The organism is Actinacidiphila bryophytorum (assembly GCF_016916835.1).
Lineage (GTDB): Bacteria > Actinomycetota > Actinomycetes > Streptomycetales > Streptomycetaceae > Actinacidiphila > Actinacidiphila bryophytorum.
This window is the reverse complement of the sequence record NZ_JAFFIX010000006.1, coordinates 287,486-310,579: the sequence shown is the minus strand read 5'-3', so window position 1 is coordinate 310,579 and position 23,094 is coordinate 287,486. Positions and strand designations below refer to the sequence as shown.

At 71.6% G+C, this 23,094-nt stretch carries 33 protein-coding genes; 21 read left to right on the top strand and 12 right to left on the bottom strand.

What is annotated here, in order from left to right; translation table 11 throughout:
* Positions 1-43: 43 nt before the first annotated feature.
* From JT723_RS12380 to JT723_RS12365, 4 genes are all read right to left on the bottom strand, one after another.
* A complete protein-coding gene (locus tag JT723_RS12380) occupies positions 44-2,089 on the bottom strand; it encodes a DUF6297 family protein (protein ID WP_205044581.1) in 2,046 nt (681 codons plus the stop codon).
* Positions 2,086-2,790 carry an ABC transporter ATP-binding protein gene (locus JT723_RS12375; RefSeq protein ID WP_205044580.1) on the bottom strand — a complete coding sequence of 235 codons (705 nt, stop codon included), beginning with the start codon at positions 2,788-2,790 and terminating at the stop codon, positions 2,086-2,088. Before JT723_RS12375 ends, JT723_RS12380 begins: the two co-directional genes overlap by 4 nt.
* A 67-nt stretch (positions 2,791-2,857) precedes the next feature.
* Entirely contained in the window at positions 2,858-3,409 is a 552-nt protein-coding gene (locus JT723_RS12370; protein ID WP_205044579.1) for a GNAT family N-acetyltransferase, read from the bottom strand.
* A 1,474-nt stretch (positions 3,410-4,883) separates the two neighbouring features.
* Entirely contained in the window at positions 4,884-5,495 is a 612-nt protein-coding gene (locus JT723_RS12365; protein WP_205044578.1) for a DUF5317 family protein, read from the bottom strand.
* A 317-nt stretch (positions 5,496-5,812) separates the two neighbouring features.
* Between JT723_RS12365 and JT723_RS12360 the strand changes: the two genes are divergently transcribed.
* From JT723_RS12360 to JT723_RS12340, 5 genes are all read left to right on the top strand, one after another.
* Positions 5,813-7,015 carry a GDSL-type esterase/lipase family protein gene (locus JT723_RS12360; protein WP_205044577.1) on the top strand — a complete coding sequence of 401 codons (1,203 nt, stop codon included), beginning with the start codon at positions 5,813-5,815 and terminating at the stop codon, positions 7,013-7,015.
* 107 nt (positions 7,016-7,122) lie between these two features.
* Positions 7,123-7,839: a DUF6461 domain-containing protein gene (locus JT723_RS12355; RefSeq protein ID WP_205044576.1), complete on the top strand. Its 717-nt coding sequence runs from the start codon at positions 7,123-7,125 to the stop codon at positions 7,837-7,839.
* A 164-nt stretch (positions 7,840-8,003) separates the two neighbouring features.
* On the top strand, positions 8,004-8,363 hold the full coding sequence (locus JT723_RS12350; RefSeq protein ID WP_205044575.1) for a hypothetical protein: 360 nt from the start codon (positions 8,004-8,006) through the stop codon (positions 8,361-8,363).
* Positions 8,364-8,458: 95 nt separating this feature from the next.
* A complete protein-coding gene (locus JT723_RS12345; protein WP_205044574.1) occupies positions 8,459-9,001 on the top strand; it encodes a hypothetical protein in 543 nt (180 codons plus the stop codon).
* Between the two features lie 144 nt (positions 9,002-9,145).
* A complete protein-coding gene (locus JT723_RS12340) occupies positions 9,146-9,646 on the top strand; it encodes a hypothetical protein (protein ID WP_205044573.1) in 501 nt (166 codons plus the stop codon).
* 30 nt (positions 9,647-9,676) lie between these two features.
* Here JT723_RS12340 and JT723_RS12335 read toward each other — a convergent pair whose 3' ends face one another.
* Positions 9,677-10,264 (bottom strand): Uma2 family endonuclease, encoded by a 588-nt coding sequence (locus JT723_RS12335; RefSeq protein ID WP_205044572.1) that lies wholly within the window; start codon positions 10,262-10,264, stop codon positions 9,677-9,679.
* Positions 10,234-10,662 (bottom strand): ATP-binding protein, encoded by a 429-nt coding sequence (locus tag JT723_RS12330; protein WP_251512349.1) that lies wholly within the window; start codon positions 10,660-10,662, stop codon positions 10,234-10,236. Before JT723_RS12330 ends, JT723_RS12335 begins: the two co-directional genes overlap by 31 nt.
* Before the next feature lie 220 nt (positions 10,663-10,882).
* On the opposite strand from JT723_RS12330, the gene JT723_RS12325 reads away from it, so the two are divergent.
* On the top strand, positions 10,883-11,755 hold the full coding sequence (locus JT723_RS12325; protein ID WP_205044571.1) for a helix-turn-helix domain-containing protein: 873 nt from the start codon (positions 10,883-10,885) through the stop codon (positions 11,753-11,755).
* The gene (locus tag JT723_RS12320) at positions 11,752-12,018 is read left to right on the top strand and encodes a DUF397 domain-containing protein (protein WP_205044570.1); all 267 of its coding nucleotides are present in this window, start codon (positions 11,752-11,754) and stop codon (positions 12,016-12,018) included. The genes JT723_RS12325 and JT723_RS12320 overlap by 4 nt, the downstream gene beginning before the upstream one ends.
* Positions 12,019-12,065: 47 nt before the next feature.
* Here JT723_RS12320 and JT723_RS12315 read toward each other — a convergent pair whose 3' ends face one another.
* Positions 12,066-12,914 carry a DUF8832 domain-containing protein gene (locus tag JT723_RS12315; protein WP_205044569.1) on the bottom strand — a complete coding sequence of 283 codons (849 nt, stop codon included), beginning with the start codon at positions 12,912-12,914 and terminating at the stop codon, positions 12,066-12,068.
* 51 nt (positions 12,915-12,965) lie between these two features.
* Positions 12,966-13,313 carry a putative copper homeostasis (lipo)protein LpqS gene (gene lpqS / locus JT723_RS36590; protein WP_504817929.1) on the bottom strand — a complete coding sequence of 116 codons (348 nt, stop codon included), beginning with the start codon at positions 13,311-13,313 and terminating at the stop codon, positions 12,966-12,968.
* A 348-nt stretch (positions 13,314-13,661) separates the two neighbouring features.
* Here lpqS and JT723_RS12310 point away from each other — a divergent pair, with 348 nt between their 5' ends.
* Positions 13,662-14,237 (top strand): Uma2 family endonuclease, encoded by a 576-nt coding sequence (locus JT723_RS12310; protein WP_251512350.1) that lies wholly within the window; start codon positions 13,662-13,664, stop codon positions 14,235-14,237.
* 33 nt (positions 14,238-14,270) lie between these two features.
* On the opposite strand, the gene JT723_RS12305 is transcribed toward JT723_RS12310, so the two are convergent.
* The 3 genes from JT723_RS12305 to cpt all read right to left on the bottom strand — a co-directional run bounded on the left by JT723_RS12305 (position 14,271) and on the right by cpt (position 15,663).
* Positions 14,271-14,621: a VOC family protein gene (locus JT723_RS12305; protein WP_205044568.1), complete on the bottom strand. Its 351-nt coding sequence runs from the start codon at positions 14,619-14,621 to the stop codon at positions 14,271-14,273.
* A 125-nt stretch (positions 14,622-14,746) separates the two neighbouring features.
* Positions 14,747-15,133: a hypothetical protein gene (locus tag JT723_RS12300; RefSeq protein ID WP_205044567.1), complete on the bottom strand. Its 387-nt coding sequence runs from the start codon at positions 15,131-15,133 to the stop codon at positions 14,747-14,749.
* On the bottom strand, positions 15,130-15,663 hold the full coding sequence (gene cpt / locus JT723_RS12295; protein WP_251512352.1) for a chloramphenicol phosphotransferase CPT: 534 nt from the start codon (positions 15,661-15,663) through the stop codon (positions 15,130-15,132). The genes JT723_RS12300 and cpt overlap by 4 nt, the downstream gene beginning before the upstream one ends.
* 59 nt (positions 15,664-15,722) lie before the next feature.
* On the opposite strand from cpt, the gene JT723_RS12290 reads away from it, so the two are divergent.
* The gene (locus tag JT723_RS12290) at positions 15,723-16,202 is read left to right on the top strand and encodes an NUDIX hydrolase (RefSeq protein WP_205044565.1); all 480 of its coding nucleotides are present in this window, start codon (positions 15,723-15,725) and stop codon (positions 16,200-16,202) included.
* Positions 16,203-16,317: 115 nt separating this feature from the next.
* On the opposite strand, the gene JT723_RS12285 is transcribed toward JT723_RS12290, so the two are convergent.
* A complete protein-coding gene (locus JT723_RS12285; RefSeq protein WP_205044564.1) occupies positions 16,318-16,791 on the bottom strand; it encodes a carboxymuconolactone decarboxylase family protein in 474 nt (157 codons plus the stop codon).
* Between the two features lie 523 nt (positions 16,792-17,314).
* Between JT723_RS12285 and rpsJ the strand changes: the two genes are divergently transcribed.
* The 12 genes from rpsJ (at position 17,315) to rplN (ending at position 23,094) form a co-directional block, all read left to right on the top strand.
* Complete coding sequence (rpsJ, locus tag JT723_RS12280; RefSeq protein ID WP_014144312.1) at positions 17,315-17,623, top strand: 30S ribosomal protein S10; 309 nt, start codon at positions 17,315-17,317, stop codon at positions 17,621-17,623.
* Between the two features lie 13 nt (positions 17,624-17,636).
* Entirely contained in the window at positions 17,637-18,281 is a 645-nt protein-coding gene (gene rplC, locus JT723_RS12275) for a 50S ribosomal protein L3 (RefSeq protein WP_033177794.1), read from the top strand.
* A 5-nt stretch (positions 18,282-18,286) separates the two neighbouring features.
* Positions 18,287-18,952: a 50S ribosomal protein L4 gene (rplD, locus tag JT723_RS12270; protein WP_205044563.1), complete on the top strand. Its 666-nt coding sequence runs from the start codon at positions 18,287-18,289 to the stop codon at positions 18,950-18,952.
* Complete coding sequence (gene rplW / locus JT723_RS12265; RefSeq protein ID WP_205044562.1) at positions 18,952-19,278, top strand: 50S ribosomal protein L23; 327 nt, start codon at positions 18,952-18,954, stop codon at positions 19,276-19,278. The genes rplD and rplW overlap by 1 nt, the downstream gene beginning before the upstream one ends.
* A 46-nt stretch (positions 19,279-19,324) precedes the next feature.
* Complete coding sequence (gene rplB / locus JT723_RS12260) at positions 19,325-20,161, top strand: 50S ribosomal protein L2 (protein WP_033177797.1); 837 nt, start codon at positions 19,325-19,327, stop codon at positions 20,159-20,161.
* A 12-nt stretch (positions 20,162-20,173) separates the two neighbouring features.
* On the top strand, positions 20,174-20,455 hold the full coding sequence (rpsS, locus tag JT723_RS12255; RefSeq protein WP_033177798.1) for a 30S ribosomal protein S19: 282 nt from the start codon (positions 20,174-20,176) through the stop codon (positions 20,453-20,455).
* A 44-nt stretch (positions 20,456-20,499) separates the two neighbouring features.
* On the top strand, positions 20,500-20,847 hold the full coding sequence (gene rplV, locus JT723_RS12250) for a 50S ribosomal protein L22 (RefSeq protein ID WP_033177799.1): 348 nt from the start codon (positions 20,500-20,502) through the stop codon (positions 20,845-20,847).
* Positions 20,847-21,671: a 30S ribosomal protein S3 gene (gene rpsC, locus JT723_RS12245; RefSeq protein WP_205044561.1), complete on the top strand. Its 825-nt coding sequence runs from the start codon at positions 20,847-20,849 to the stop codon at positions 21,669-21,671. Before rplV ends, rpsC begins: the two co-directional genes overlap by 1 nt.
* Before the next feature lie 5 nt (positions 21,672-21,676).
* Positions 21,677-22,096: a 50S ribosomal protein L16 gene (rplP, locus tag JT723_RS12240; protein ID WP_033177801.1), complete on the top strand. Its 420-nt coding sequence runs from the start codon at positions 21,677-21,679 to the stop codon at positions 22,094-22,096.
* Positions 22,096-22,329, top strand: coding sequence for a 50S ribosomal protein L29 (gene rpmC / locus JT723_RS12235; RefSeq protein ID WP_033177802.1), 234 nt, complete (start codon positions 22,096-22,098; stop codon positions 22,327-22,329). The genes rplP and rpmC overlap by 1 nt, the downstream gene beginning before the upstream one ends.
* Positions 22,329-22,616, top strand: coding sequence for a 30S ribosomal protein S17 (gene rpsQ, locus JT723_RS12230; RefSeq protein WP_033177803.1), 288 nt, complete (start codon positions 22,329-22,331; stop codon positions 22,614-22,616). The genes rpmC and rpsQ overlap by 1 nt, the downstream gene beginning before the upstream one ends.
* 109 nt (positions 22,617-22,725) lie before the next feature.
* Entirely contained in the window at positions 22,726-23,094 is a 369-nt protein-coding gene (gene rplN / locus JT723_RS12225; protein WP_031524788.1) for a 50S ribosomal protein L14, read from the top strand.

Genomic DNA, 23,094 nt, shown 5'->3' with positions numbered 1-23,094 from the left:
TGCCTCGTTCCCTCGTTCGGTGGCGCGGTTCGGTTCGCTCGGCTCAGTGCCGCATCAGGCGGTCGGACATGCGGGCGGCCAGCAGCAGGAGCAGCGACGTCACCAGGACGGCGACGACCGCCGCCTGCGTCACCGCGGCGGAGGTGGGGTGCCGCAGGACCGGGGCCAGGGCCAGCGTGGTGGCGGTGAGGGCCAGCAGCGGGCCTGCCGCGTACCAGGCCAGGTAGATGAGCGGTCCTGGGCCGCCGACGGGGGAGCCGCCGCCGAGGAAGAGCAGCTGCGTGCGGGCCGGGCCGCGGGCCGCCGAGACCAGGGCGGCGCCGGTGAAGGGCGGTGCGCACAGCGGGAGCAGCAGCAGGGTCCAGGTGTGGCCGCCGGCCGCGTAGGGGATGGCGGCCAGCAGGCCCAGTACGGCGCCGAGCACGGCGGGCACGATGCCGTGGTGGAGCATCAGCGTGCGGAAGCGGTACGGCGCCCAGGCGGCCCTGCGGATGTCGTCGGTCTCCAGCCGGGCGGGCTCGGCCAGGGCGCCCACGGCGACGTAGCCGAAGAGCAGGCCCAGGACCAGGCCGACCCAGCGGCGCTCGCCGCCGAGGTCGGCGCCGAGCCCGGCGACCGCGGCGCCGCACGCCGTCCACACCGCGGCCTTGCCGAGCCGGCCGGGGGTGCGCAGCAGCGTCAGCGCGTCCCGCCACGCCACGACCAGGTGTCGCCCGAGGCGCCCGCGTGGCGGGCGCAGCCGGATCTGCCTGACGGGGGCGCCGCCGCCCGCGTCCATGATCGCCAGCTTGGCCGCCCGCAGCTCCAGCGACCAGGCAACCGACGAGACGGTGGTGGCCGTCGCGGCCCGCTCGCGCAGCCGGGCCGTCGGCACGTGGGCCGCGTCGCGGTACGCGGCCAGCAGCGCCGCGGCCGTGGCCGCGGCGAGCAGGGCGACCGCGGCGGGCCAGCCGGGCGCGCTGCCGCCGACCGTGTCCACCAGCGGCTGCCCGGCCCAGCCCCACGGGCCGCTCCACAGCTCGGCCTGCTCGACGGCGGGGGAGCGGTGGCCGTTCGCGGCCAGGACGGTCTGGGCGGCCAGCGCCCCCAGGACCAGGACGGTGGGTCCCGTCCACCGCCGTACCGCACGCGCGGCTGCGGGCCGCCGCTCCACCGCCATGCCCAGCGCGACCGCCAGCAGCGGCAGGCACACGGCGGCCGGGGCCGCGGCGAGCAGGGCCTTGCCGAGCGGGGCGAGGCCGGTCACCTTGACCACGGCGGCGGCCCCGACCCCGGCCAGCACCCCCGGGATCAGCGCGAGCCCGGCCGACAGCCGGAACCACGGCCGCAGCACCCGCCCCCGCTTCACCGGCTGCGCCAGCACCCACCCCACGCTCGGCCCCGGCACGACGACCGGCCCGCGCCACAGCCCGTCCCGCGCGGCGAGCACCCCGACGCCGACGGCGACGAACGCGCAGAGCGCGGGCATCCCGGCCCGCAGATCCCGCGCCGCGTCGGCGTATCCGGACCCGTCCTCCAGCCCGCGCAGGAAGCTGACGGCGAAGCTGCTCCCGTACCCGGCGACGGCGATCAGCACCGTATAGACGAGGACGGCCATCTCCCGCCCCTTGGCCCGCCGGTGCGCCTGCCGCTTGCGCCGCAGCCAGGCCAGCGTCTCCTCGGTCCGGTCGTCGTCCTCCTCGGACCAGGGGACGTCCTCGTCGTCACCCCCGCCGTCCAGGCCGGCGCCCGGGCCGATCGGGTCGTCCTGGCTGCTGCCTGTGGCGGTGGTCGGGTCCCCCGGCTCGGCGGGGCTGGAGTGCGGGCCTGCGCTCCGGCCGGCGCTTGCGCGGCCCGCGGCCGCCGGGCCGGCTGGGCTGCCGCCGGTCGCCGTGGGGGTTCGTCCGGCGCTCGCGCCGCTGGGCTCGGCGGGGCCGGCGCCTGCGCTCTCGCCGGCGTCGCCCGGCTCGGTGCCTGGGGCGCCCGGGTCGGGTGGGTTGTTTCGGCTGCCGGCCGTGTCGGCGCGGCTATCGGCGGCTGGGTCAGCCGGGCTGCCGGCCATGCCTGCGGCGGTGGTCGGGGTCGGCGTGGGCCGCAGGCCGTCGGTCACCGGCGTACGCCCAGCTCGCGCAGGACCGCTGCCGGCGGGCCGTCCGCGATCACCTGGCCGTCGTCCAGGGCGATCATGCGGTCGGCGACGGCTTCCGCCAGGTCGGGCTGGTGGGTGGCCAGCAGGACCGCGACGCCGTCGGACTTCTCGGCCACCAGCAGGTCGGCGAGGCGGTCGCGGGCGGCGGGGTCGAGGCGCTGCTCGGGCTCGTCGAGGACGAGCAGCTCGCGGGGGCGGACCAGGGCCGCGGCCAGCAGCAGGGACTGGAGCTGGCCGGAGGACAGCGAGCCGGGCAGGGCGCGGGCGTGGTCCGACAGGCGGCGGTCGGCGAGCACCTGGTCGATCCAGGCGTCGGCGTCGTCCACGGCGTGCGCGACGGTGACCAGCTCCAGGTGCTCGCGGACGGTGAGGTCCGGGTAGCAGGCGACGGTGTCGCCGACGACGGCGACCCTGGCCCGCACCTCGGGGTCGTCCTCGCTGACCGGCCGCCCCGCGAACAGCGCGTCACCGCTGGTGGGGGCGTCCCGCCCGGCGGCTATCCGCAGCAGTGTGGACTTACCCGAGCCGTTCTGCCCGTAGAGGGCGACGCACTCCCCGGCGGCGAGGTCGAGGTCGAGCGGGTGCAGCGCGCGGCGCTGCCCGTACGTACGGCTCACCTTGCGCAGCCGCAGCAGGGCGCTGCCGTTGCTCGTCGCGCGCATCGCGCCTCCATGTGCAGGGGGGTGTCGGGCCGACCCTAACCCGGCGGTCGGACACCGCCCCGGGGGGTCAGCCGTGGAGCGGGGCCGGCGACCACACGCCGAACCACTGCTCGGCGCCCCACTCCTCGAAGCGCTCCACCTCGGTGAAGCCCAGTTTCGCGGCGAGCCGCAGCGAGCGGCCGTTCGCGGTCTGGGTGCACAGCACGACCGGTTCGCCGGGGAGGGCTTCGGCGATCCAGCCGAGCGCCGCGGTGCACGCCTCGGCTGCGTAGCCGTACCCCCACGCCCGGGGCAGGAACATGTAGCCCAGCTCGGGTTCCTCGCCGCCGGGACGCACATGCCCCGGGCGCTCGGCATCGTGCCGTTTGACGTCCACGATGCCGATCATGGCCCCGTCGAGCGCGACGACGAACAGCCCCGGCCGCCCCTGCGGCTCCGCGGGCAGCGCCCGCTCGAACTCCGCCGGCTCGCGCGGCCCGCCCAGGTAGGCGTTCACCTCCGCGGACGTGAAGAGGTCCACGATCGCCGCCCGGTCCCGCCGCTCCGGCTCGCGCAGCACCAGGCGCCGCGTCGCGATCGGTGCGGGCGGCGGCCAGTCGACGTCTGCGAGGTCGGTCATGGCGGTCAACCTACGAGCGGCCCCGGCCCTGATCAAGATGCAGGAGCGGTGTCCCCACCCCGCGTTCACCGCCGGGGTGGGGCTCGATCCGACGGCTCAGCCGCCGATCCACTCGGGCGCCCCGAGCGTGTAGAGCAGGACGGCGACGGAGGCGAGCGTGAGTGCGGTCAGCGCGAGGCGCTGCCACGGGATGACGCGAAGCATTGCGGACTCCTCAGAGGATGGGGCGGCGTCAGCCGCCGGTCATTTCGGGGGCGCCGAGCGTGGAGAGCAGGACGGCGACGGAGGCGAGGGTCAGTGCGGTCAGCGCCAGGCGCTGCCAGGGAATGGCTCGCAGCATTGCGGACTCCTCGGTCAGCCGCCGGTCCACTCGGGGGCGCCGAGCGTGTAGAGCAGGACGGCGACGGACGCCAGGGTGAGTGCGGTCAGCGCGAGGCGCTGCCAGGGAATGGCTCGCAGCATTGCGGACTCCTTGAGAAGTGGGCGGTCAGCCGCCGCTCCAGTCCGGGGCGCCGAGCGTGTAGAGCAGGACGGCGACGGAGGCGAGGGTGAGTGCGGTCAGCGCGAGGCGCTGCCACGGGATGGCTCGCAGCATTGCGGACTCCTTCGTGGGCAGGGCGGGTTCAGCCGCCGCCCCAGCTGGGTGCGCCGAGCGTGTACAGCAGGACGGCGATGGACGCCAGCGTCAGCGCGGTGAGCGCGAGGCGCTGCCAGGGAATGGCTCGCAGCATTGCGGACTCCTTGGTGGGCAGGGCGGGTTCAGCCGCCGCCCCAGTTCGGGGCGCCGAGTGTGAAGAGGAGGACGGCGAGGGACGCCAGGGTGAGTGCGGTGAGCGCGATGCGCTGCCACGGGATGGCTCGGAGCATTGCGGACTCCTTGGTCAGCCGCCGCCGAAATCGGGGCCGCCGAGTGTGAAGAGGAGGACGGCGAGGGACGCCAGGGTGAGTGCGGTGAGCGCGATGCGCTGCCACGGGATGGCTCGGAGCATTGCGGACTCCTTGTCAGCCGCCGTCGTATTCGGGGGCGGCGAGGGTGTAGAGCAAGAGGGCGAGGGAGGCGAGGGTGAGTGCGGTCAGCGCGAGGCGCTGCCATGGGATGGCTCGGAGCATTGCGGACTCCTTGGTGGGCAGGGTGGGGTCAGCCGCCGACGTAATCGGGGGCGCCGAGGGTGTAGAGCAGGACGGCGATGGACGCCAGGGTGAGTGCGGTCAGCGCGATGCGCTGCCAGGGGATGGCTCGCAGCATTGCGACTCCTCGGGTCAGCCGCCCTCGTAGTTGGGGGCGCCGAGCGTGTAGAGCAGGACGGCGAGGGACGCCAGGGTGAGTGCGGTCAGCGCGATGCGCTGCCAGGGGATAGCTCGGAGCATTGCGGACTCCTTCATCGGTAGGGGCCGGGTCAGCCGCCGGTGTATTCGGGTGCGCCGAGGGTGTAGAGGAGGACTGCGAGGGAGGCGAGCGTGAGTGCGGTCGCCATCACGCGTTGCCAGGTGAAGGTGCGGGACATGGCGGGTTCCTTTCTCGTGCGGGGTCGGCCGGCTGGTGCATGGCGGCTGCGACGAGCAGAGCCGCGGCGGTCGCCAGGACGATGTCGCCGACGCTGATGACGGCGTGCAGCTGCGCGAGCGGGATGGTGTCGCCGAGGGCGAGCAGATGGGTGCTGTGCCCGGCGGGCACGTTCTTGGCGGTCTGCGCGCCGGCGTGCAGACCGGCCGTGGCGGCGGCGGAACGGCTGTACGGCATACGCCCGTTGGCCGCGATCGGCAGCGCGTTGAGCAGTGCGCCGGTGAGCGCGAGCCCCACCGCCGCCTGCAACGGCCGTGTCCTGCCGAGTGCGTTGACGCACAGCCACAGCAGGGCGAGACCGATGGCCAGGGCGAGCAGCGGCCCTCTGAGCCGGTGTCCGGCGGCGCCGGGGAGCCGGGCCGTGGCGAGTTGGACGACCTGCACGGCGGCAGCGAGCCATACCAGCCACAGCTGTCGCAGCCGTATACCCGCCAGCCTGTTCAGCCGGCCGCCGGTGAGATACCCGGCGACTGCCCCGACGGCAACCGGTCCGCCGAAGAGAATCAGTGCGGTGAAGCCCATGGCTCCACCCCGTAGTCGACGCGCCCCCGCACGCTCATCCCCCACCTTCACTGCAGTGTGGCACCGCAGGATCCCGTTGCCGGGATCGTCGCAGAGCCGTGGTGCGGCCACAAGCGTTCGAATTGTCAACTGTCCGTAAAACCAACCGTGTTCTGACGGCCGGAGGTGTCCGGCCGTCCGCCGGTGCCCTGACGGTGCCGGCGAACCCCCGGCTCCGACCGCGCGTGCCGCCCCCTTGACGGTCGGGGACGTGCTCGGTACGTCTATGGGAGCGCTCCCATAGATCGGAGCGCTCCCCCACCCGGAAGGACCCGGTCATGTCCAGCGAAGCCCCCACCGTCCGGCGGCCCGCGCTGCCGGCGCCGAGATTGCTGCTCGCCCTGCTGCTGCTCGCCGTCGGCGCCCTGGCCGCCTTCGGCGGGGCGCGGCCCGCCGCCGCCTCCCCTCAGGCGGCCGCTGCCTCGCCCGTGCGGATCATGCCGCTCGGCGACTCGATCACCGGCTCGCCAGGCTGCTGGCGCGCCCTGCTCTGGAACCAGCTCCAGAACGCGGGTTACACGAACATCGACTTCGTCGGGACGCTGCCGCCGCAGGGCTGCGGTGTGGCCTACGACGGCGACAACGAAGGCCATGGCGGCATCCTGGCGACGAACATCGCGAGCCAGAACCAGCTGCCCGCCTGGCTGTCGGCGACCTCGCCGGACATCGTGCTGATGCACCTCGGCACCAACGACGTCTGGAGCAACATAGCTCCGGCGCAGATCCTGGCCGCCTTCACGAAGATGGTCGGCCAGATGCGCGACAGCAACCCGAACATGAAGGTGCTGGTCGCGCAGATCATCCCGATGAACCCGCCGACCTGCCCGGAGTGCGCGCAGCGCGTGGTCGACTTCGACGCGCAGATCCCGGCCTGGGCGAAGTCCGTGAGCACCGCCCAGTCCCCGGTGACGGTCGTGGACCAGTGGACCGGCTTCGACGACGCGACCGACACCGGCGACGGGGTGCACCCGAACGACGCGGGCATCGTGAAGATGGCGGCGCGCTGGTACCCGCCGCTGGCGGCCCTCCTGACCCCCGGCTCGGGGACGTCGAGCGGTACGTCGACAGGCACGTCCACGGGCACGACGTCCGGTACGTCCACCGGTACGTCCACCGGTACGTCGTCCGGCACCTCCTCCGGTACGACGTCGGGTACGACATCCGGTACCACGTCCACCGGCGGTACCGGCGGCTCCGCCTGCACGGCCGCGCTGACCGTGACGAACTCCTGGCAGGGCGGCTACCAGGCCGGCGTCACGGTCACCGCCGTGACGGCGCTGACCAGTTGGACGGTCACCCTCACCGGCGTCACCGTCACGCAGGCCTGGAACGGCACCGTCGTGACGAACCCGGACGGCAGCGTCGTCATCCACAGCGCCCCCTGGAACAGCGTCCTTGCCGCCGGCACCTCGACCACCGTCGGCTTCCTGGCGTCCGGTTCCCCGTCCCCGGCCCCGACCGTCACCTGCTCCACGCCGTGAGTCCCGCGTGAGCCCCGCCCGGCCCCCGGGTCCGTCCCGGGGGCCGGGCCGCCGGTCCGGGGAGCACCTCATGGTGGAGTGACAGGGGTCGGTGGAAGGATGCCGCCATGACCTCAGCCACCGCGGCCGACTACGCCTGGATACGCACCCCGTCACTGTTCGCCTTCGCCCTGGACGTCGGCTACGCCGTCACACTCGTGCGGGGCGTCACCCCCGGTGAGGTGCTCTCGCGGGCGGCGGCGGAGGCGCGCAGGGTGTGCGCGGGCGGCGACGAACTCACCGCCGCCTACTGGGACTTCTCCGAGGACGGCGGCTTGTACGACTCCGCCCTCGTCGGGGCCTTCACCCTGCCCGGTGAGGGCGGCGACTGGACGCTGGTGCTGGAGCTGGGCGGCGACATGGCCATGACCCCGCGGCTGTGGGCCGAGCTGTCCGCGGGCACGCGGGTCGTCGCGCACACCGGTAACGGCGGCAAGCCGCTGCACTTCTTCCACTGGTACGAGGACGGCGAGCTGCGCACCAGCTTCGAGGGCCACCTGTACAGGACCGGCGCCACGCCCGACGCCCTCAACGCCCACCTCGCCGACCTCGGCCTCGACCCCGACGGCGACCCGGCCCCCGGACTCGACACGAAGGCGGCGGCCCTCGCCCTGGCCGAGCGCCTGACCGGCGTGCGCCTCACCGAGGGCACCCTTGCGGCCGCCGACTACCAGGTCGGGGAGATCCCGGACGAGCCGGTCGAGGCGTGGGACTGCGTGACGGTCGACGTCACCGACGCGCACGGCGCCCGCACCTTCGCCCAGACCCGCATCGACCCGCTCTGACCGCAGGGCGGCACCTCACCCTTTCGCCTCGCGGCGAATCGGTTCTGCTTGATCCGCCACGGTGACACCGCCCGACGCGGTGCGACCTCGCGAAGGGTCCGGGAAATACCGGGAGCACGGAATTCACCGGAAAACACGTGAGGTCGAAAATGCAGCGTTTGAGGATGACCGTCCTGGTGGCAGCGGCGGTCCTCGCCGTCAGCGGCGCCACGATCGCCGCCGCGCAGGACAGCGACACCGGCCGGCCCGGCGGCCAGGGCCGTACGACGCGGGCGACGGTCGGCAAGTACTGGGGCGAGGACATCAAGGTCGGCGCGGGCCAGTACGGACTCGCGAGAGCGGACTGCCCGGCGGGCATGGTCAGCACCGGCGGCGGAGGCGCCGAGGGCGGCGCGAGCCAGAACGGCGGCGACCCGTTCGTCATCGCCTCCTACGGCGGCCCGTCCAACTGGTTCGTCGGCGTGAAGAACACCGACAGCGTGGCGCGAGACGTCAACGCTTTCGTGGTCTGCATGACCCCCTGAGTCCTCCTGGACATGGGGGAGGGGCGTGGCATCCGCCCGGGCGGGGTCCGGTAGCGTGCGGGTGCCCCGCCCGGGGCGATGGGGGAGGGGGAGAAATGCCGCGTTTCGCAGGGGTGTCGGCGGGGGTGCTGCTGCTGGTGGCGGTGGTGGCGGTGGTGGCGGCGCTGAGCGGGTGTTCGTCGTCGTCAGGCGGCGACGGGGCTCGGCCGAAGGACGAGGCGAGCTCGCCGGCCGCGTCCGCGAACGCCACGCCGGACACGGGCGGCGCACGCGGCCGCATCGACTACACCGGCTCGGTCACCGGCGGCTTCGACGTGACGAGCAGCGTGGGCTGCCGCATCCTCGCGGGCGATCTCAAGGCGGTGACCGCACCCGACGCGGACGGGGACTCCTCCGGGTTCGAGGTCCCGTCGTTCGTCACGACCACCGGCAACGTGAGCATCGCCACGCTGATCACCCCGGACGACCACACCTTCGAAAAGGTCGGCGCGAAGGGCGTGTCCGCCGTGAAGCAGGGCGACACCTGGACGGTCACCGTCTCCGGCATGAAGCTGCGCGCGGATGACGGCTCCGGCGGCACCGTGACCGTCGACGGCCACCTCACCTGCACGAAGACGCACGGCACCGACGCCCCGTAGCGCCGGGCCGGGCGGGCGCACCACGGCCGGGACCGGAGGGTGCCGGCCAGGGGCGTATAGCCTGTGGGGCATGCGGCAGGGGGCCGCGAACGAGGGGGAGAAGTGTCGCGTTTCGCAGGGGTGTTGGCGGGGATCCTGCTGCCGGTGGCTGTGGTGGGCGTGTTGAGCGGGTGTTCGTCGTCGTCCGGTGACGACAAGGCTCAGCCGAAGGACAAGGCGAGCGCGCCGGCCGCGCCCGCGACGTCGGAGTCCGCATCCGCGTCCAGCAGCCAGGGCTCCGGCGGCGTCCACGGCCGCCTGGACTACGCGGGCTCGCGCAGCGGCGGCTTCGACGTGACGACGAGCGTGGGCTGCGCCACCCTCGACGGCAGGCTCGTCGCGGTCAACGCGCCCGCCCCGGACGACACCTCCGCGTCCACCGTCCCGTCCTTCGTGGCGAACATCGGCTCCGAGAGCATGGCCACGCTGGTCACCCCCGACAAGCACACCTTCGTGAAGCTCGGCGCGGACGGACTGACGGGCGCGAAGCAGGGCGGCGACTGGACTGTCACCGTCGCCGGCACGGAACTCGGCGCCGTCGATGCCTCCGGCGGTTCCGTGACCGTCAACGGCCATCTCACCTGCACGAAGGTATCCGGCACCTGACGCTACCTGGGCGGCGGATCTGTCCCCCGGTCAGCGGTAGCGGGGGAGGTCCGCAGTCGAGATCGTCCAGGCGCCGATGGTGACGTCCTCGCCGTAGACGAAGTCGGTACGTGTCGCGTACCGCGGCCCGTTGGGCGTGGGGTGGATGTCCGACAGGACGGCGCCCTCGCCGGTGCGGGGGTCGAAGAGGACGGAGACCGGGATGCCGAGCAGCGGGTAGTCCCGCATCTTGCCGACCCAGTCGTTGTCGGGGTTGGAACGGGACACCACCTCGATGGCGGCGGGCAGCGCGGTGGGGTCGAAGGACCCCTCGACCTCCATGTCCGCCTCGGCGATCACCATGACGTCCGGGTGCCGCATCACGCCCTCGTGGACGTCCTCGACGTCCGGCGTGCCGGTGTGCGCCAGCAGCCCCTCGGGCATGACCTTCTCCAGCCGCCGGCTGACCCGGGCGGCGGTCAGCTCGTGCGGGCCGCCGGGGGAGCGCGGGTCATGCACGATGCCCTCTCGGGTGATCTCCAGCGCCCCGGGCACGGCGGGGCCGAGGAGCGCGACCACGGCACGCAGGGCTGCGTAGTGCTCGGGTGTCACGGGCCGGTCAGTTCGACCTCGGCCCATACCGTCTTCGCCGGGAAAGGCCCCGACGTCACGCCCCAGCTGTCGGCCAGGGTCGTGACCAGGAGCAGGCCGCGGCCGGACTCGGCGTCTCCGTCCACCGGTCGCGGAACGATCGGCAGTCGCTCCGCCCGCGCGTCGGTGACCTCGATCCGCAGCCGCGTCCCGGTCGCCGACAGCGCCAGCCGGAAATCCCGGCCGGGCAGCCGCCCGTGCAGCGCCGCGTTCGCGGCCAGCTCCGCGACGACGTGCTCCGCCGTCTCGTACGGCAGCCGCCACCGCACGAGCTGCGCGACGGCCACCCGCCGCGCCCGCTGGGCGCCCTTCCGGGTACTGGGCAGCAGCATGCTGAACTTCCGCGTGTCCGCGGGGACTTCATGGGTACGGATGTCTTGGCTCACCTGACTGAGAGTGGCCGCGCCGCCACGTCTGTGACCAGCACCACAGGCCGCCCTGCCGCCGGTTGTCCGGCTGCCCCGCCGCCCCCGCGCCCGCCTGTACGGGTCTGTACGGGTCACCTCCCGCGCCGGGTGGGGTGACAGATTACGCGTTTCCCTGACGTACGCATATGTCCGCGTCTACGGTGCGTAGTACGCACAGAACTACCACGCGGGAGCCGCGATGACGATAGGCGAGGGCAGGAACTACACGACGGACGGCGCGGACGGTCCTGACTGGGATTCCGGCCTGGAGGACGACTCCACCAGCGTCATGAAGACGGTCGGCCGCCAGATCAAGGCATGGCGCGAGGCCGCGGGCCTCACCCAGGCGGAGTTCGGCTCCGCCATCGGTTACGGCGAGGAAATGGTCTCCAAGGTGGAGCGGGGCGTACGCGTCCCCAAGCCCGCGTTCCTCGACAACGCGGACCGCGTCCTGGAGGCGGGTGGCCGCCTCGCGGCCATGAAGCCGGACGTCGCGGAGGCGCGGTACCCGAAGAAGGTCCGCGACCTGACGAAGCTGGAAGCCGAGGCTGTGGAGCTGGGTGCCTACAGCAACCACAACATGCACGGCCTCCTGCAGACGGAGGACTACGCGCGGTCGCTGTTCGGCATGCGCAGGCCGACGTACACGGAGGACCAGATCGACCGGCAGGTCGAAGGCCGCATCGCGCGCCAGATGGTCTTCCAGCGGCAGCCCACGCCGACGCTGGCGTTCGTCCTGGAGGAGGTGACGCTACGTCGGCCGCTCGGTGGCAAGGACGTGCTGCGACGCCAGCTCGACCACCTCCTGGAAATCGGCAAGTTACGACATGTCGAGATCCAGGTGATGCCGACGGACCGCGAGGACCACGCTGGAATGGGCGGTGAGCTGCGCGTCTTGAAACTCGGCGACGGCTCGACGGTCGGCTACTCGGAAGCTCAGCTCACCAGCCGCCTGATTTCCGAGCCGCGAGAGGTCCAGATCCTTGAGTTGAGGTATGGGATCATCCGATCGCAGGCTCTCACGCCACGGGAGTCGCTGGCCTTCATCAAAAAAGTGCGGGGAGAGATATGACCCTCAAGCCCTCTGCCGGAGCCGGTCCCAGGCTGGCCTGGACGAAGAGCAGCTACAGCAGCAACGACGGCCCGGACTGCGTAGAGGTTGCGTGGGTCAAGAGCAGCTACAGCGGCAGCGACAACAACGACTGCGTCGAGGTCGCCGCGTCCTCTGACGCGATACTCGTCCGGGACTCCAAGGACCCGCAGGGTCCCCGCTTCTCCTTCACGCCCGAGGCATGGGCCTCGTTCCTGGCGTACGCGGCGACCCGCGAGGTCTGAGCGACGGGATGCGGGGCGCCGCCCACCCGGGCGGCGCCCCGCCGTGCTCACGCCACCGGCAGGGTCACCGCGGCGGTGTGGAGCGTGCCGTCCGTCTGGAACTGGAGGAAGAGCCGCCAGTTGCCGGACGTGGGCAGGTCGGCGTGGAAGGCGAGGTCCGGCCCGCCGCGGGTGCCGGTCGCCTCGGTGACCGGGTGGAGGTGGGCGAAGGCGGCGTCGCCCTCGTGGAAGGCCGTGAGGTGGGCGTACGTGCCCAGGTACGGCTGGAGGTCGGTGACCGGCTTTCCGGCCCTGGTCACCGTGACGTTCAGCGGGCCGGTCATGCCCGCCATGGGGTCACCCGTGACGGTGACGGCGTAACCGTCGACCTCCGTGCTGCTCGCGGGTGCGGGCAGCGGCATCTTCGCCGCCGTGCCGGGCACGGTGACCGGGAGCGAGAGGACGACGTCCTTGCCGCTGACCGGGGTGAAGGAGGCGAACATGCGCCATGCGCCGGGGGTGAGGGACGCCAGGTCGGCGGTCCAGGTGCCGTCGGCGGCCATGGTCGGGTGGAGGTGCTGGAAGCCGGTGAGGTCGGAGCGGATGGCGTAGAAGTGCATGCGCTTGGTCTGCTCGACGGTGAAGTCGGTGACCGGGGTGCCGTTCTGGCCGGTGATCGTGAAACGGTACGGGGTCTGCCTGGCGGCAGGCAGGGTGGCGGCCTCGGCGGTGAGGCGGTAGCCGTCCTCCGCGGCGGACAGGCCCGTGCCGGGGGCCATGTTGTGGTCCATGCCGGGCATGGCGGTAGCGGTGTGGTCCATGCCGGGCATGGAGTGGGTGCTGCTGTGGCCGCAGGCGGTCAGCGTGACCGCCAGGGTCGCGGCGGCGAGCAGGGCGAAGCGGATGTTCTTGGACATGGGGTACTCGACTTTCGGACGTGCGGACAGGACACGGGGGTGCCGTGTCCGTCACGTCCGTGCGATGCACACCTGGAGCAGAAGCGGCCGGCCGCTTCTTGGCGGCGGGCCGCGCCGCCTTTGACGCGCTTGCGCGCATGCGGCCGTCACGAGCAGTGCGACGACGGCCACCAGGCCCGGCACCGGCAACTGCACCCGCTCGTGCGGCGCCGTCGCCACACAGGTCTCCCCGGGCGCCCCGGGATCGTCCACGGCGGCGCCGTGCCCCGCCGTCACGGGGGAGTGGTGCGTCATCGCGGCCGACATGGCGGGCATCGGCCCGCCGTGACAACCCTCCGCGGCGCTCGCAGGGGCGCCATGCATGAGGAACAACCCCCACACCACGGCACACGCGGCCACAACCCGCGCCCACTTCCACTCCACCCCCCGCACATTACCCTCCGGGGGTACCCCCCGCCCTGCGGGGTGCGGGCTGCGTCTGATGTGCGGCTGACGCCCGCAGGGCGCCTGTGCGGCGGGTCGAGCACACAGGGGCGCGGGGAACTGCGCGACCAGCCCCCACCGGCCGGTGGTCCGTCTTCGACAGGAATTGCCCCTTCGGTCCGGTGACAACCCCCGCGCCCGGTGGCGGGCTGGCCGCGCAGTTCCCCGCGCCCCTAAAGAGCACCGCCCTGCGCAAGGGCACCCTCCTTAGCCCCCGCGGCCAGCGGGTGGTGGCATCCTGGCGTCGACCGAGTTGGGGGAGAGGTGAGCAGCGCCGTGCCGCAGTGGATGGACCCGCCGCGGGCCGGCGGTTGGGAAGCGGCCGACCTCGATGTGCTTCCCCCGGACGCGCCGCGGCACGTCGAACTGCTCGACGGAGCGCTGACCTTCACCCTCACCCCGCGGAGCAGCTGGCACGATCGGGTCATCCGCAGGCTCACCGCGGCACTGGAAGCGGTGGCCCCCGAGGGGTGGACGGTCGAGGCGCAGATGACCGTCACGCTCGGCCGCCGTACCCGCCCCGAGCCCGACGTGATCGCGGCGTCCGTGCCGTACGACCCGGAGCGGACGAGCTTCCTCCCCGGGGACGTGGCGCTGGTGGTCGAGGTCGTGTCAGCCGAGTCGCAGGACAGGGACCGCCGCTACAAGCCCCGCCTTTACGCCGAGGCCGGCATCCGCCACCTGTGGCGTATCGAGGACGAGCAGGGCCTGCCGGTCATCCACACGTACGAGCTGGACGACACCACCCGCGACTACGTGGCGACCGGCGTCCACCGCGACCACCTGACCACCCCGGTCCCCTTCCCCCTCGACCTCACCCCCACCGCCCTCAGTCGCTGAGACGCCCCCTCAGTGCTCCGGGGGAGGGCGGGGTCACAGCTTGGTGGCGCGCTCGTGGCGGGGCTCGTACAGGCCCACCTCGGCGCCGCCGGGCAGGCGGAAACCGGTCACCCGGCCCCAGCGCGCGTCGGTGAGCGGCTTGGTGAAGTCGACGCCCTTCGCGGTCAGGTCCGCCACCGTCGCCTCGACGTCGTCGCACATCAGGTACAGCTCGTGCGCCGCCGGGCCGTCCGTCGGGTGCACCGCGGCCTCGGCCGGTGGCAGCTTGAAGATCGGCCAGCCACCGCCCGCATCGACATGGGCGTACCCCAGCACGTCCCGGAAGAAGGCGCGGTCCGCTTCCGCGTTGCGGCTCTGGATGATGACGTGCGCACCATTGATCACCCCACCAGGCTAGGCCCGCCCCGCGCCCCCGCCCCGCAGCCACGCCCCGCACCAGCCCGCCGCCGGCAGGTGGTCCGGCGCGGACCGAAGAGGACTGCGCTGCAGCACGGCGGGGTGGCGAGGGTTCAGCTTTCGGCCGTGCGGTGGGTGTGGACGGCTGGGAAGAGGGTCCAGCCGTCCAGGGCGGTGGTCGTGGGGTCGTCGGGGTCCCAGCCATGGGCGAGGGCCGTGTCGAGGAGGGCGCGGGCGGTGCCTGGCTCGTAGAGGTTGAGGAAGCCTTCGTCGGTCCCGACGGCGCCGGATTCGAGGATGCCGTCGGGGACGTAGTGGCCGGGGGCGGACGCGAAGGCGATGTGCAGGCGGCCGCGGGCGCCGTACCGGCGCAGGGTGACGGACTCGGTGCAGTCCTCGTAGCCGCCGCCCTCCGGCAGGCGGTGGGTGTGGCCGACCGACCACAGGTAGGTGTCGTCGCCGACGAGCAGACGGCGGGCCTTCCGCTCCCTACGGCTCATGCTGCGGCGGCGGCGATCGTGCGGGCCAGGGTCGACGGGTCGGCGTGGGTGGTGTCGACCGACAGGTCGTACGTGACGCCCTGGTGGACCCGGGTGGACTGGAGGGCCGCCATACCGGGGGTGCGGTCGCCGCGGGCGGCTTCGCGGGCCGCGGCGGTGGCGGGGGCGCAGTGGACGGCGACCCAGAGGGTGGGGAGGTCGCCGAGGGCGCGGACCCAGCGGGCCTGGGAGTGCGCGCCGCCCAGGAAGACCTCGTCCACGATGACGTGCGCGCCCGCACGGGCGGTGGCGGCGATGCCGGCGACCCAGGCCGCGTCCAGCGCGCTGAAAGCGGGGCCGACGGAGACGCCGCCGTCGGGTGCGAAGGAGATGCCTTCGGCCGACTCCATGAGGGACGCGGGCAGCGCGTCCACGAAGTCGTCCACCCCGAAGGTCAGCCATGGCTCGGCCAGCGCCGCTTGCAGGGCGCGTGCGAGCGTGGACTTCCCGGAGCTGGACCCGCCGTTGAGAACGATCACCTGAGGCGTCACCGGCCCACCGTAGGGCCTGTGCGGCGACGCGGTCATGCGGTTAATGGCAGGCTGGCGCCATGCGCATACCCCGGCAGGCGGCTCGTGTCGCCGTCCTCGACCCCGCAGGGGCGGTCTTCCTCTTCCGCTACGACAACGAGGAGGTCGGCGTCCACTGGGCGATGCCGGGCGGCGGCATGGACGAGGGCGAGACCCCGGAGCAGGCGGCGGCGCGGGAGCTGCGGGAGGAGACCGGCTGGACCGACCTCGCGCTGGGTCCCGTCCTGTGCCGGTGGGAGCACGACTTCACACGGGCCGGGGTGCCCGTGCGGCAGTACGAGCACATCTTCCTGGCGTACGGGCCTCGCCGGGGCCTGTCCGGGGACGTGTCCGCCGCCCACGCGGCGGACCGCATCCAGCGGGGCCGCTGGTGGCCTCCGGCGGACCTGGCGGCCACCCGGGACGCGCTGTGGCCCCCGCAGCTTCCCGCTCTGCTCGCGGCCGTACGTGCCACGGGCGCGCCCGTGGCCCCCGTCGACCTCGGCTTCGTCCCGTCCTGACCGCTTCCCCTTGTGCAAGGGGGCAACCACCCCGCGCCCCTGGTGGCTCGGCCCCGCCGAAGAGGCACCCCCCGGCGCAGGGGCACCCCCCAGGGGGAACCTCCCCCGGAGGGGTTCAGCCGAACATGCCGGGCTGGTAGGCGCCTGCCGGCTGGCGGACCATGACGTTCATGCGGTTGAAGGCGTTGATCACCGCGATCATCCCGACGAGCGCGGCCAGCTCGTCCTCGTTGTAGTGCTTGGCCGCGTTCTCCCACGCCTCGTCGGTGACGCCGGGGTAGGAGTCGGTGTTGCGGGTGCCCTGCTCGGCCAGCTCCAGGGCGGCGCGCTCGGCGTCGGTGAAGACCGTGGCCTCGCGCCAGGCGGCGACCATGTGGAGGCGCTCGGGGGTCTCGCCGGCCGCGGCCGCGTCCTTGGTGTGCATGTCGAGGCAGAATCCGCAGCCGTTGATCTGGCTGGCCCGGATCCGTACCAGCTCCTGGGTGGCCGCCGGCACGGTGGAGTCCTTGAGGCCGCGGCCCGCGCTGGTGATGTGCTTCAGGGAGGTGGCGACCATCGGGTTGTCGAGGAGGTTCAGACGGGCGTTCATGAGGGTGTCCTTGCGTCGTACGGTTCGTACTGGTCTGACACCTCTATGACAGTCCGGCTCCGCCGCATGTGACGGCAATGCCCGCCATGTCCCTCTCCCGGGTGAAAATGCGCCAGGGCGTACTCCCCGGCGCGCTCCGAGGGCAGGTTTGGCCGCTCACCACGGAGGGGTAAGCTACCCGGCTCGATTGGCGCGGGCCGCAGGCCGTATGGCAGACTACTCAAGTTGCTCGGTCGAGCGCCGATGCTGCGCGCCTCCCGTCGGGAGGACCGGAAGCGAGTCCCACAGTACTCGTCGCCCCAACTGCCCTGGTGGGCAGCGCTGGGGCGGACGTACGGGAATCTTCCGGGAAGCGTCAGTGCGGCTCCGGCCAGGCACCCGGTGGGTGTTTTCTCCCACGCAACCCCCTGATCAGGGAATTCCGCATGCGGAAAACCATGGCGAGGGGCGCGACACGCCCGACCGCGTGGGTCGGAGCAAGCGGGTGCCGGAGCTGAATAGAGACAAGGACTACGGAGTAGCCATGGCGGGACAGAAGATCCGCATCCGGCTCAAGGCCTACGACCACGAAGTCATCGACTCCTCGGCGAAGAAGATCGTCGAGACGGTGACGCGTACTGGTGCGCAGGTCGCGGGCCCGGTGCCGCTGCCCACTGAGAAGAACGTGTACTGCGTCATCAAGTCGCCGCACAAGTACAAGGACTCGCGCGAGCACTTCGAGATGCGCACGCACAAGCGCCTGATCGACATCCTCGACCCGACGCCCAAGACCGTTGACTCGCTGATGCGCCTGGACCTTCCGGCCGGCGTCGACATCGAGATCAAGCTCTGAGAGGCGCGGAAAGATGACCAAGCAGATCAAGGGCATCCTGGGCGAGAAGCTCGGCATGACCCAGGTCTGGGACGAGAACAACCGTGTCGTCCCGGTGACCGTGGTCAAGGCCGGCCCCAACGTCGTGACCCAGGTCCGTACGAATGACGCCGACGGCTACGAGTCGGTCCAGCTCGCCTTCGGCGAGATCGACCCGCGCAAGGTGAACAAGCCCCTCAAGGGCCACTTCGCCAAGGCCGACGTCACCCCCCGCCGCCACCTGGTGGAGCTGCGTACCGCCGACGCGGCCGAGTACACGCTCGGCCAGGAGATCACCGCCGAGGTGTTCGAGGCCGGTATCAAGGTCGACGTGACCGGCAAGAGCAAGGGCAAGGGCTTCGCCGGTGTCATGAAGCGTCACAACTTCAAGGGCCTCGGCGCCGGCCACGGCGTCCAGCGCAAGCACCGCTCGCCGGGTTCCATCGGCGGCTGCGCCACCCCTGGGCGTGTCTTCAAGGGCATGCGCATGGCGGGCCGTATGGGCAACGAGCGGGTCACCACTCAGAACCTGACCGTCCACGCCGTTGACGCGGAGAAGGGACTGCTGCTCATCAAGGGCGCGATCCCGGGTCCGAACGGCGGCCTCGTCCTGGTCCGCACCGCGGCCAAGGGGGCCTGAAAGATATGACGACCCCAAAGAACATCGCCATCCTGTCGCCCGCGGGCGACACGACCGGGACCGTAGAGCTTCCGGCCGAGATCTTCGACGCCAAGGTCAGCATCCCGCTGATCCACCAGGTCGTCGTCGCGCAGCAGGCCGCTGCCCGCCAGGGCACGCACAAGGTCAAGACGCGTGGCGAGGTCCGCGGTGGTGGCCGCAAGCCGTACCGCCAGAAGGGCACCGGCCGCGCCCGCCAGGGCTCGACCCGCGCGCCGCAGTTCGCCGGCGGTGGCGTCGTCCACGGTCCGGTACCGCGCGACTACTCGCAGCGCACCCCCAAGAAGATGATCAAGGCGGCCCTCCGCGGCGCCCTGACCGACCGTGCGCGCCACAACCGCATCCACGTCGTCACCGGCGTGATCGAGGGCGCGACGCCGTCCACCAAGGCGGCCAAGACGCTGCTCGGCAAGATCAGCGAGCGCAAGAACGTGCTCCTGGTCATCGAGCGGGCCGACGAGGCCGGCTGGCTGTCCGCACGCAACCTGCCCCAGGTGCACATCCTGGAGGCCGGTCAGCTGAACACGTACGACGTGCTCCTCTCCGACGACGTGGTCTTCACCAAGGCCGCGTTCGACCGCTTCACCGGCGCCGGTGTCGAGGACGCAGAGCCGGAAGGGAGCGACGCCTGATGGCCGAGCAGACCCAGATCACCAGCAAGACCTTCACGGACCCCCGTGACCTGCTGATCAAGCCGGTGGTCTCCGAGAAGAGCTACGCGCTGCTCGACGAGAACAAGTACACCTTCGTCGTCGACCCGCGCGCCAACAAGACCCAGATCAAGCAGGCCGTCGAGACGGTCTTCCAGGTCAAGGTCACCGGGGTCAACACGATCAACCGGCAGGGCAAGCGCAAGCGCACCCGCACCGGTTTCGGCAAGCGCGCCAACACCAAGCGCGCCATCGTGACCCTCGCCGAGGGCGACCGAATCGACATCTTCGGCGGCCCGGTCTCCTAACGGAGACTGGCCGTTCAGAAGTCCGGAATCATCCGAGGACTGAGAAATGGGTATCCGCAAGTACAAGCCGACGACCCCGGGCCGTCGTGGCTCCAGCGTCGCCGACTTTGTCGAGATCACGCGGTCCACGCCGGAGAAGTCGCTGGTCCGCCCGCTGCACAGCAAGGGCGGCCGTAACAACGCCGGTCGTGTGACCGTTCGCCACCAGGGCGGTGGCCACAAGCGCGCCTACCGTGTCATCGACTTCCGTCGGCACGACAAGGACGGCGTGCCCGCCAAGGTCGCGCACATCGAGTACGACCCCAACCGCACCGCGCGCATCGCGCTGCTGCACTACGCGGACGGCGAGAAGCGCTACATCCTCGCCCCCGCGCGGCTCCAGCAGGGCGACCGGATCGAGAACGGCGCCAACGCCGACATCAAGCCGGGCAACAACCTGCCGCTGCGCAACATCCCGGTCGGTACCACGATCCACGCGATCGAGCTGCGGCCCGGTGGCGGCGCGAAGATCTCCCGCTCCGCGGGCGCTTCGGTCCAGCTGCTGGCGAAGGAAGGCAACATGGCCACCCTTCGTATGCCGTCCGGCGAGGTCCGGATGGTCGACGTCCGCTGCCGCGCCACCATCGGCGAGGTCGGCAACGCCGAGCAGTCGAACATCAACTGGGGCAAGGCCGGCCGCATGCGGTGGAAGGGCGTCCGCCCGACCGTCCGCGGTGTCGCCATGAACCCGGTGGACCACCCGCACGGTGGTGGTGAGGGCAAGACCTCCGGTGGTCGCCACCCGGTCTCGCCCTGGGGTCAGAAGGAAGGTCGTACTCGCTCGCCGAAGAAGGCGTCCAGCAAGTACATCGTCCGCCGCCGCAAGACGAACAAGAAGCGCTAGGAGCGGGTTCAGATGCCGCGCAGTCTCAAGAAGGGGCCCTTCGTCGACGACCACCTGATCAAGAAGGTGGACGTACAGAACGAGGCAGGCACCAAGAACGTCATCAAGACCTGGTCCCGCCGCTCGATGATCATCCCGGCGATGCTGGGCCACACGATCGCGGTGCACGACGGCCGTAAGCACGTCCCGGTGTTTGTCACTGAGTCGATGGTCGGCCACAAGCTCGGCGAGTTCGCACCGACCCGCACCTTCCGCGGGCACGAGAAGGACGACCGCAAGTCGCGGCGTCGCTGAGCGGGCTGAAAACCGTGACCAAGACAGACACTGAAGGGACGACCATGGAAGCCAGGGCCCAGGCGCGGTACATCCGCGTCACGCCCATGAAGGCCCGCCGTGTGGTGGACCTCATCCGTGGCATGGACGCCACGGAGGCTCAGGCGGTCCTGCGTTTCACCCCGCAGGCCGCGAGTGAGCCGGTCGGCAAGGTGCTGGACAGCGCCATCGCCAACGCCGCGCACAACTACGACCACACGGACGCCGAGTCGCTGTACATCAGCGAGGCGTACGTGGACGAGGGTCCGACCCTGAAGCGGTTCCGGCCGCGCGCCCAGGGCCGTGCCTACCGGATCCGCAAGCGGACCAGCCACATCACCGTGGTCGTCGCCAGCAAGGAAGGGACCCGGTAATGGGCCAGAAGGTTAACCCTTACGGGTTCCGGCTCGGCGTCACCACGGACTTCAAGTCCCGGTGGTACGCCGACAAGCTGTACAAGGACTACGTCAAGGAAGACGTCGCCATCCGCAAGATGATGACGCAGGGCATGGAGCGCGCCGGCATCTCCAAGGTGGAGATCGAGCGCACCCGTGACCGCGTCCGCGTCGACATCCACACCGCCCGGCCGGGCATCGTCATCGGCCGCCGCGGCGCGGAGGCCGACCGCATCCGCGGCGACCTGGAGAAGCTGACCGGCAAGCAGGTCCAGCTGAACATCCTCGAGGTCAAGAACCCCGAGATGGACGCCCAGCTGGTGGCCCAGGCCGTCGCCGAGCAGCTGTCCTCCCGCGTCTCCTTCCGCCGTGCCATGCGCAAGAGCATGCAGGGCACGCTGAAGGCCGGCGCCAAGGGCATCAAGATCCAGTGCGGCGGGCGTCTCGGCGGCGCCGAGATGTCCCGCTCGGAGTTCTACCGCGAGGGCCGGGTCCCGCTGCACACGCTGCGGGCGAACGTGGACTACGGCTTCTTCGAGGCCAAGACCACCTTCGGCCGGATCGGTGTGAAGGTCTGGATCTACAAGGGCGACGTCAAGAACATCGCCGAGGTCCGTGCCGACAACGCGGCCGCCAGGGCGGGCAACCGTCCGGCCCGCGGTGGTGGCAACGAGCGTCCGCAGCGCCGCGGTGGCGAGCGCGGTGGCCGTGGCCGTCGTCCCCAGACGGAAGGCGCGGCCCCCAAGGCCGACGCGCCCGCCGCTGAGGCCCCGGCCGCGGAGACCCCCGGAACGGAAGGCTAAGTACCATGCTGATCCCCCGTAGGGTCAAGCACCGCAAGCAGCACCACCCGACCCGCCGCGGCATGGCCAAGGGCGGCACGGAGCTGGCGTTCGGCGAGTACGGCCTGCAGGCCGTCACCCCCGCGTATGTGACCAACCGGCAGATCGAGTCCGCTCGTATCTCCATCACCCGGCACATCAAGCGTGGCGGCAAGGTCTGGATCAACATCTACCCGGACCGCCCGCTCACCAAGAAGCCGGCCGAGACCCGCATGGGTTCCGGTAAGGGTTCCCCCGAGTGGTGGATCGCGAACGTCAAGCCCGGTCGGGTGATGTTCGAGCTGTCCTTCCCGAACGAGAAGGTTGCCCGCGAGGCGCTCACCCGCGCCGCGCACAAGCTTCCGATGAAGTGCCGCATCGTGCGGCGCGAGGCAGGTGAGTCGTGATGGCGGCCGGTACCAAGGCGACCGAGCTGCGCCAGCTCGGCGACGAGGAACTCGTCGGCAAGCTGCGTGAGGCCAAGGAGGAGCTGTTCAACCTCCGCTTCCAGGCGGCCACCGGGCAGCTGGAGAACAACAGCCGGCTCAGGGTCGTCCGCAAGGACATCGCCCGGATCTACACCCTCATGCGTGAGCGCGAGCTGGGCATCGAGACGGTGGAGACGGTGGAGAGCGCCTGATGAGCGAGAAGAATGTGACTGAGACCAGCACCGAGCAGCGCGGCTTCCGCAAGACCCGTGAGGGTCTGGTGGTCAGCGACAAGATGGACAAGACCGTCGTCGTCGCCGTCGAGGACCGTGTCAAGCACGCCCTGTACGGCAAGGTCATCCGCCGCACCAACAAGCTGAAGGCGCACGACGAGCAGAACGCCGCGGGCATCGGCGACCGGGTCCTCCTCATGGAGACCCGGCCGACCTCCGCCACGAAGCGGTGGCGCGTCGTGGAGATCCTTGAGAAGGCCAAGTAAGGCCGAGTAATCCCTGAGCGGGAATCCGCTCAGGACCGTTCCGTCAGGCTCGGCGGGGGGTTCGCGAGAACCCCCCGCCGGGAACCGACGCGACAAACAGGAGATAGACGTGATCCAGCAGGAGTCGCGACTTCGTGTCGCCGACAACACTGGTGCCAAGGAGATCCTTTGCATCCGTGTTCTCGGTGGCTCGGGTCGCCGCTACGCGGGAATCGGTGACGTCATCGTCGCCACCGTCAAGGACGCGATCCCCGGTGGCAACGTGAAGAAGGGCGAGGTCGTCAAGGCGGTCATCGTCCGGACCGTCAAGGAGCGCCGTCGCGCCGACGGCTCGTACATCCGGTTCGACGAGAACGCCGCCGTCATCCTCAAGAACGACGGCGACCCCCGCGGCACCCGAATCTTCGGCCCCGTGGGCCGTGAGCTGCGCGAGAAGAAGTTCATGAAGATCGTCTCGCTCGCGCCGGAGGTGCTGTAA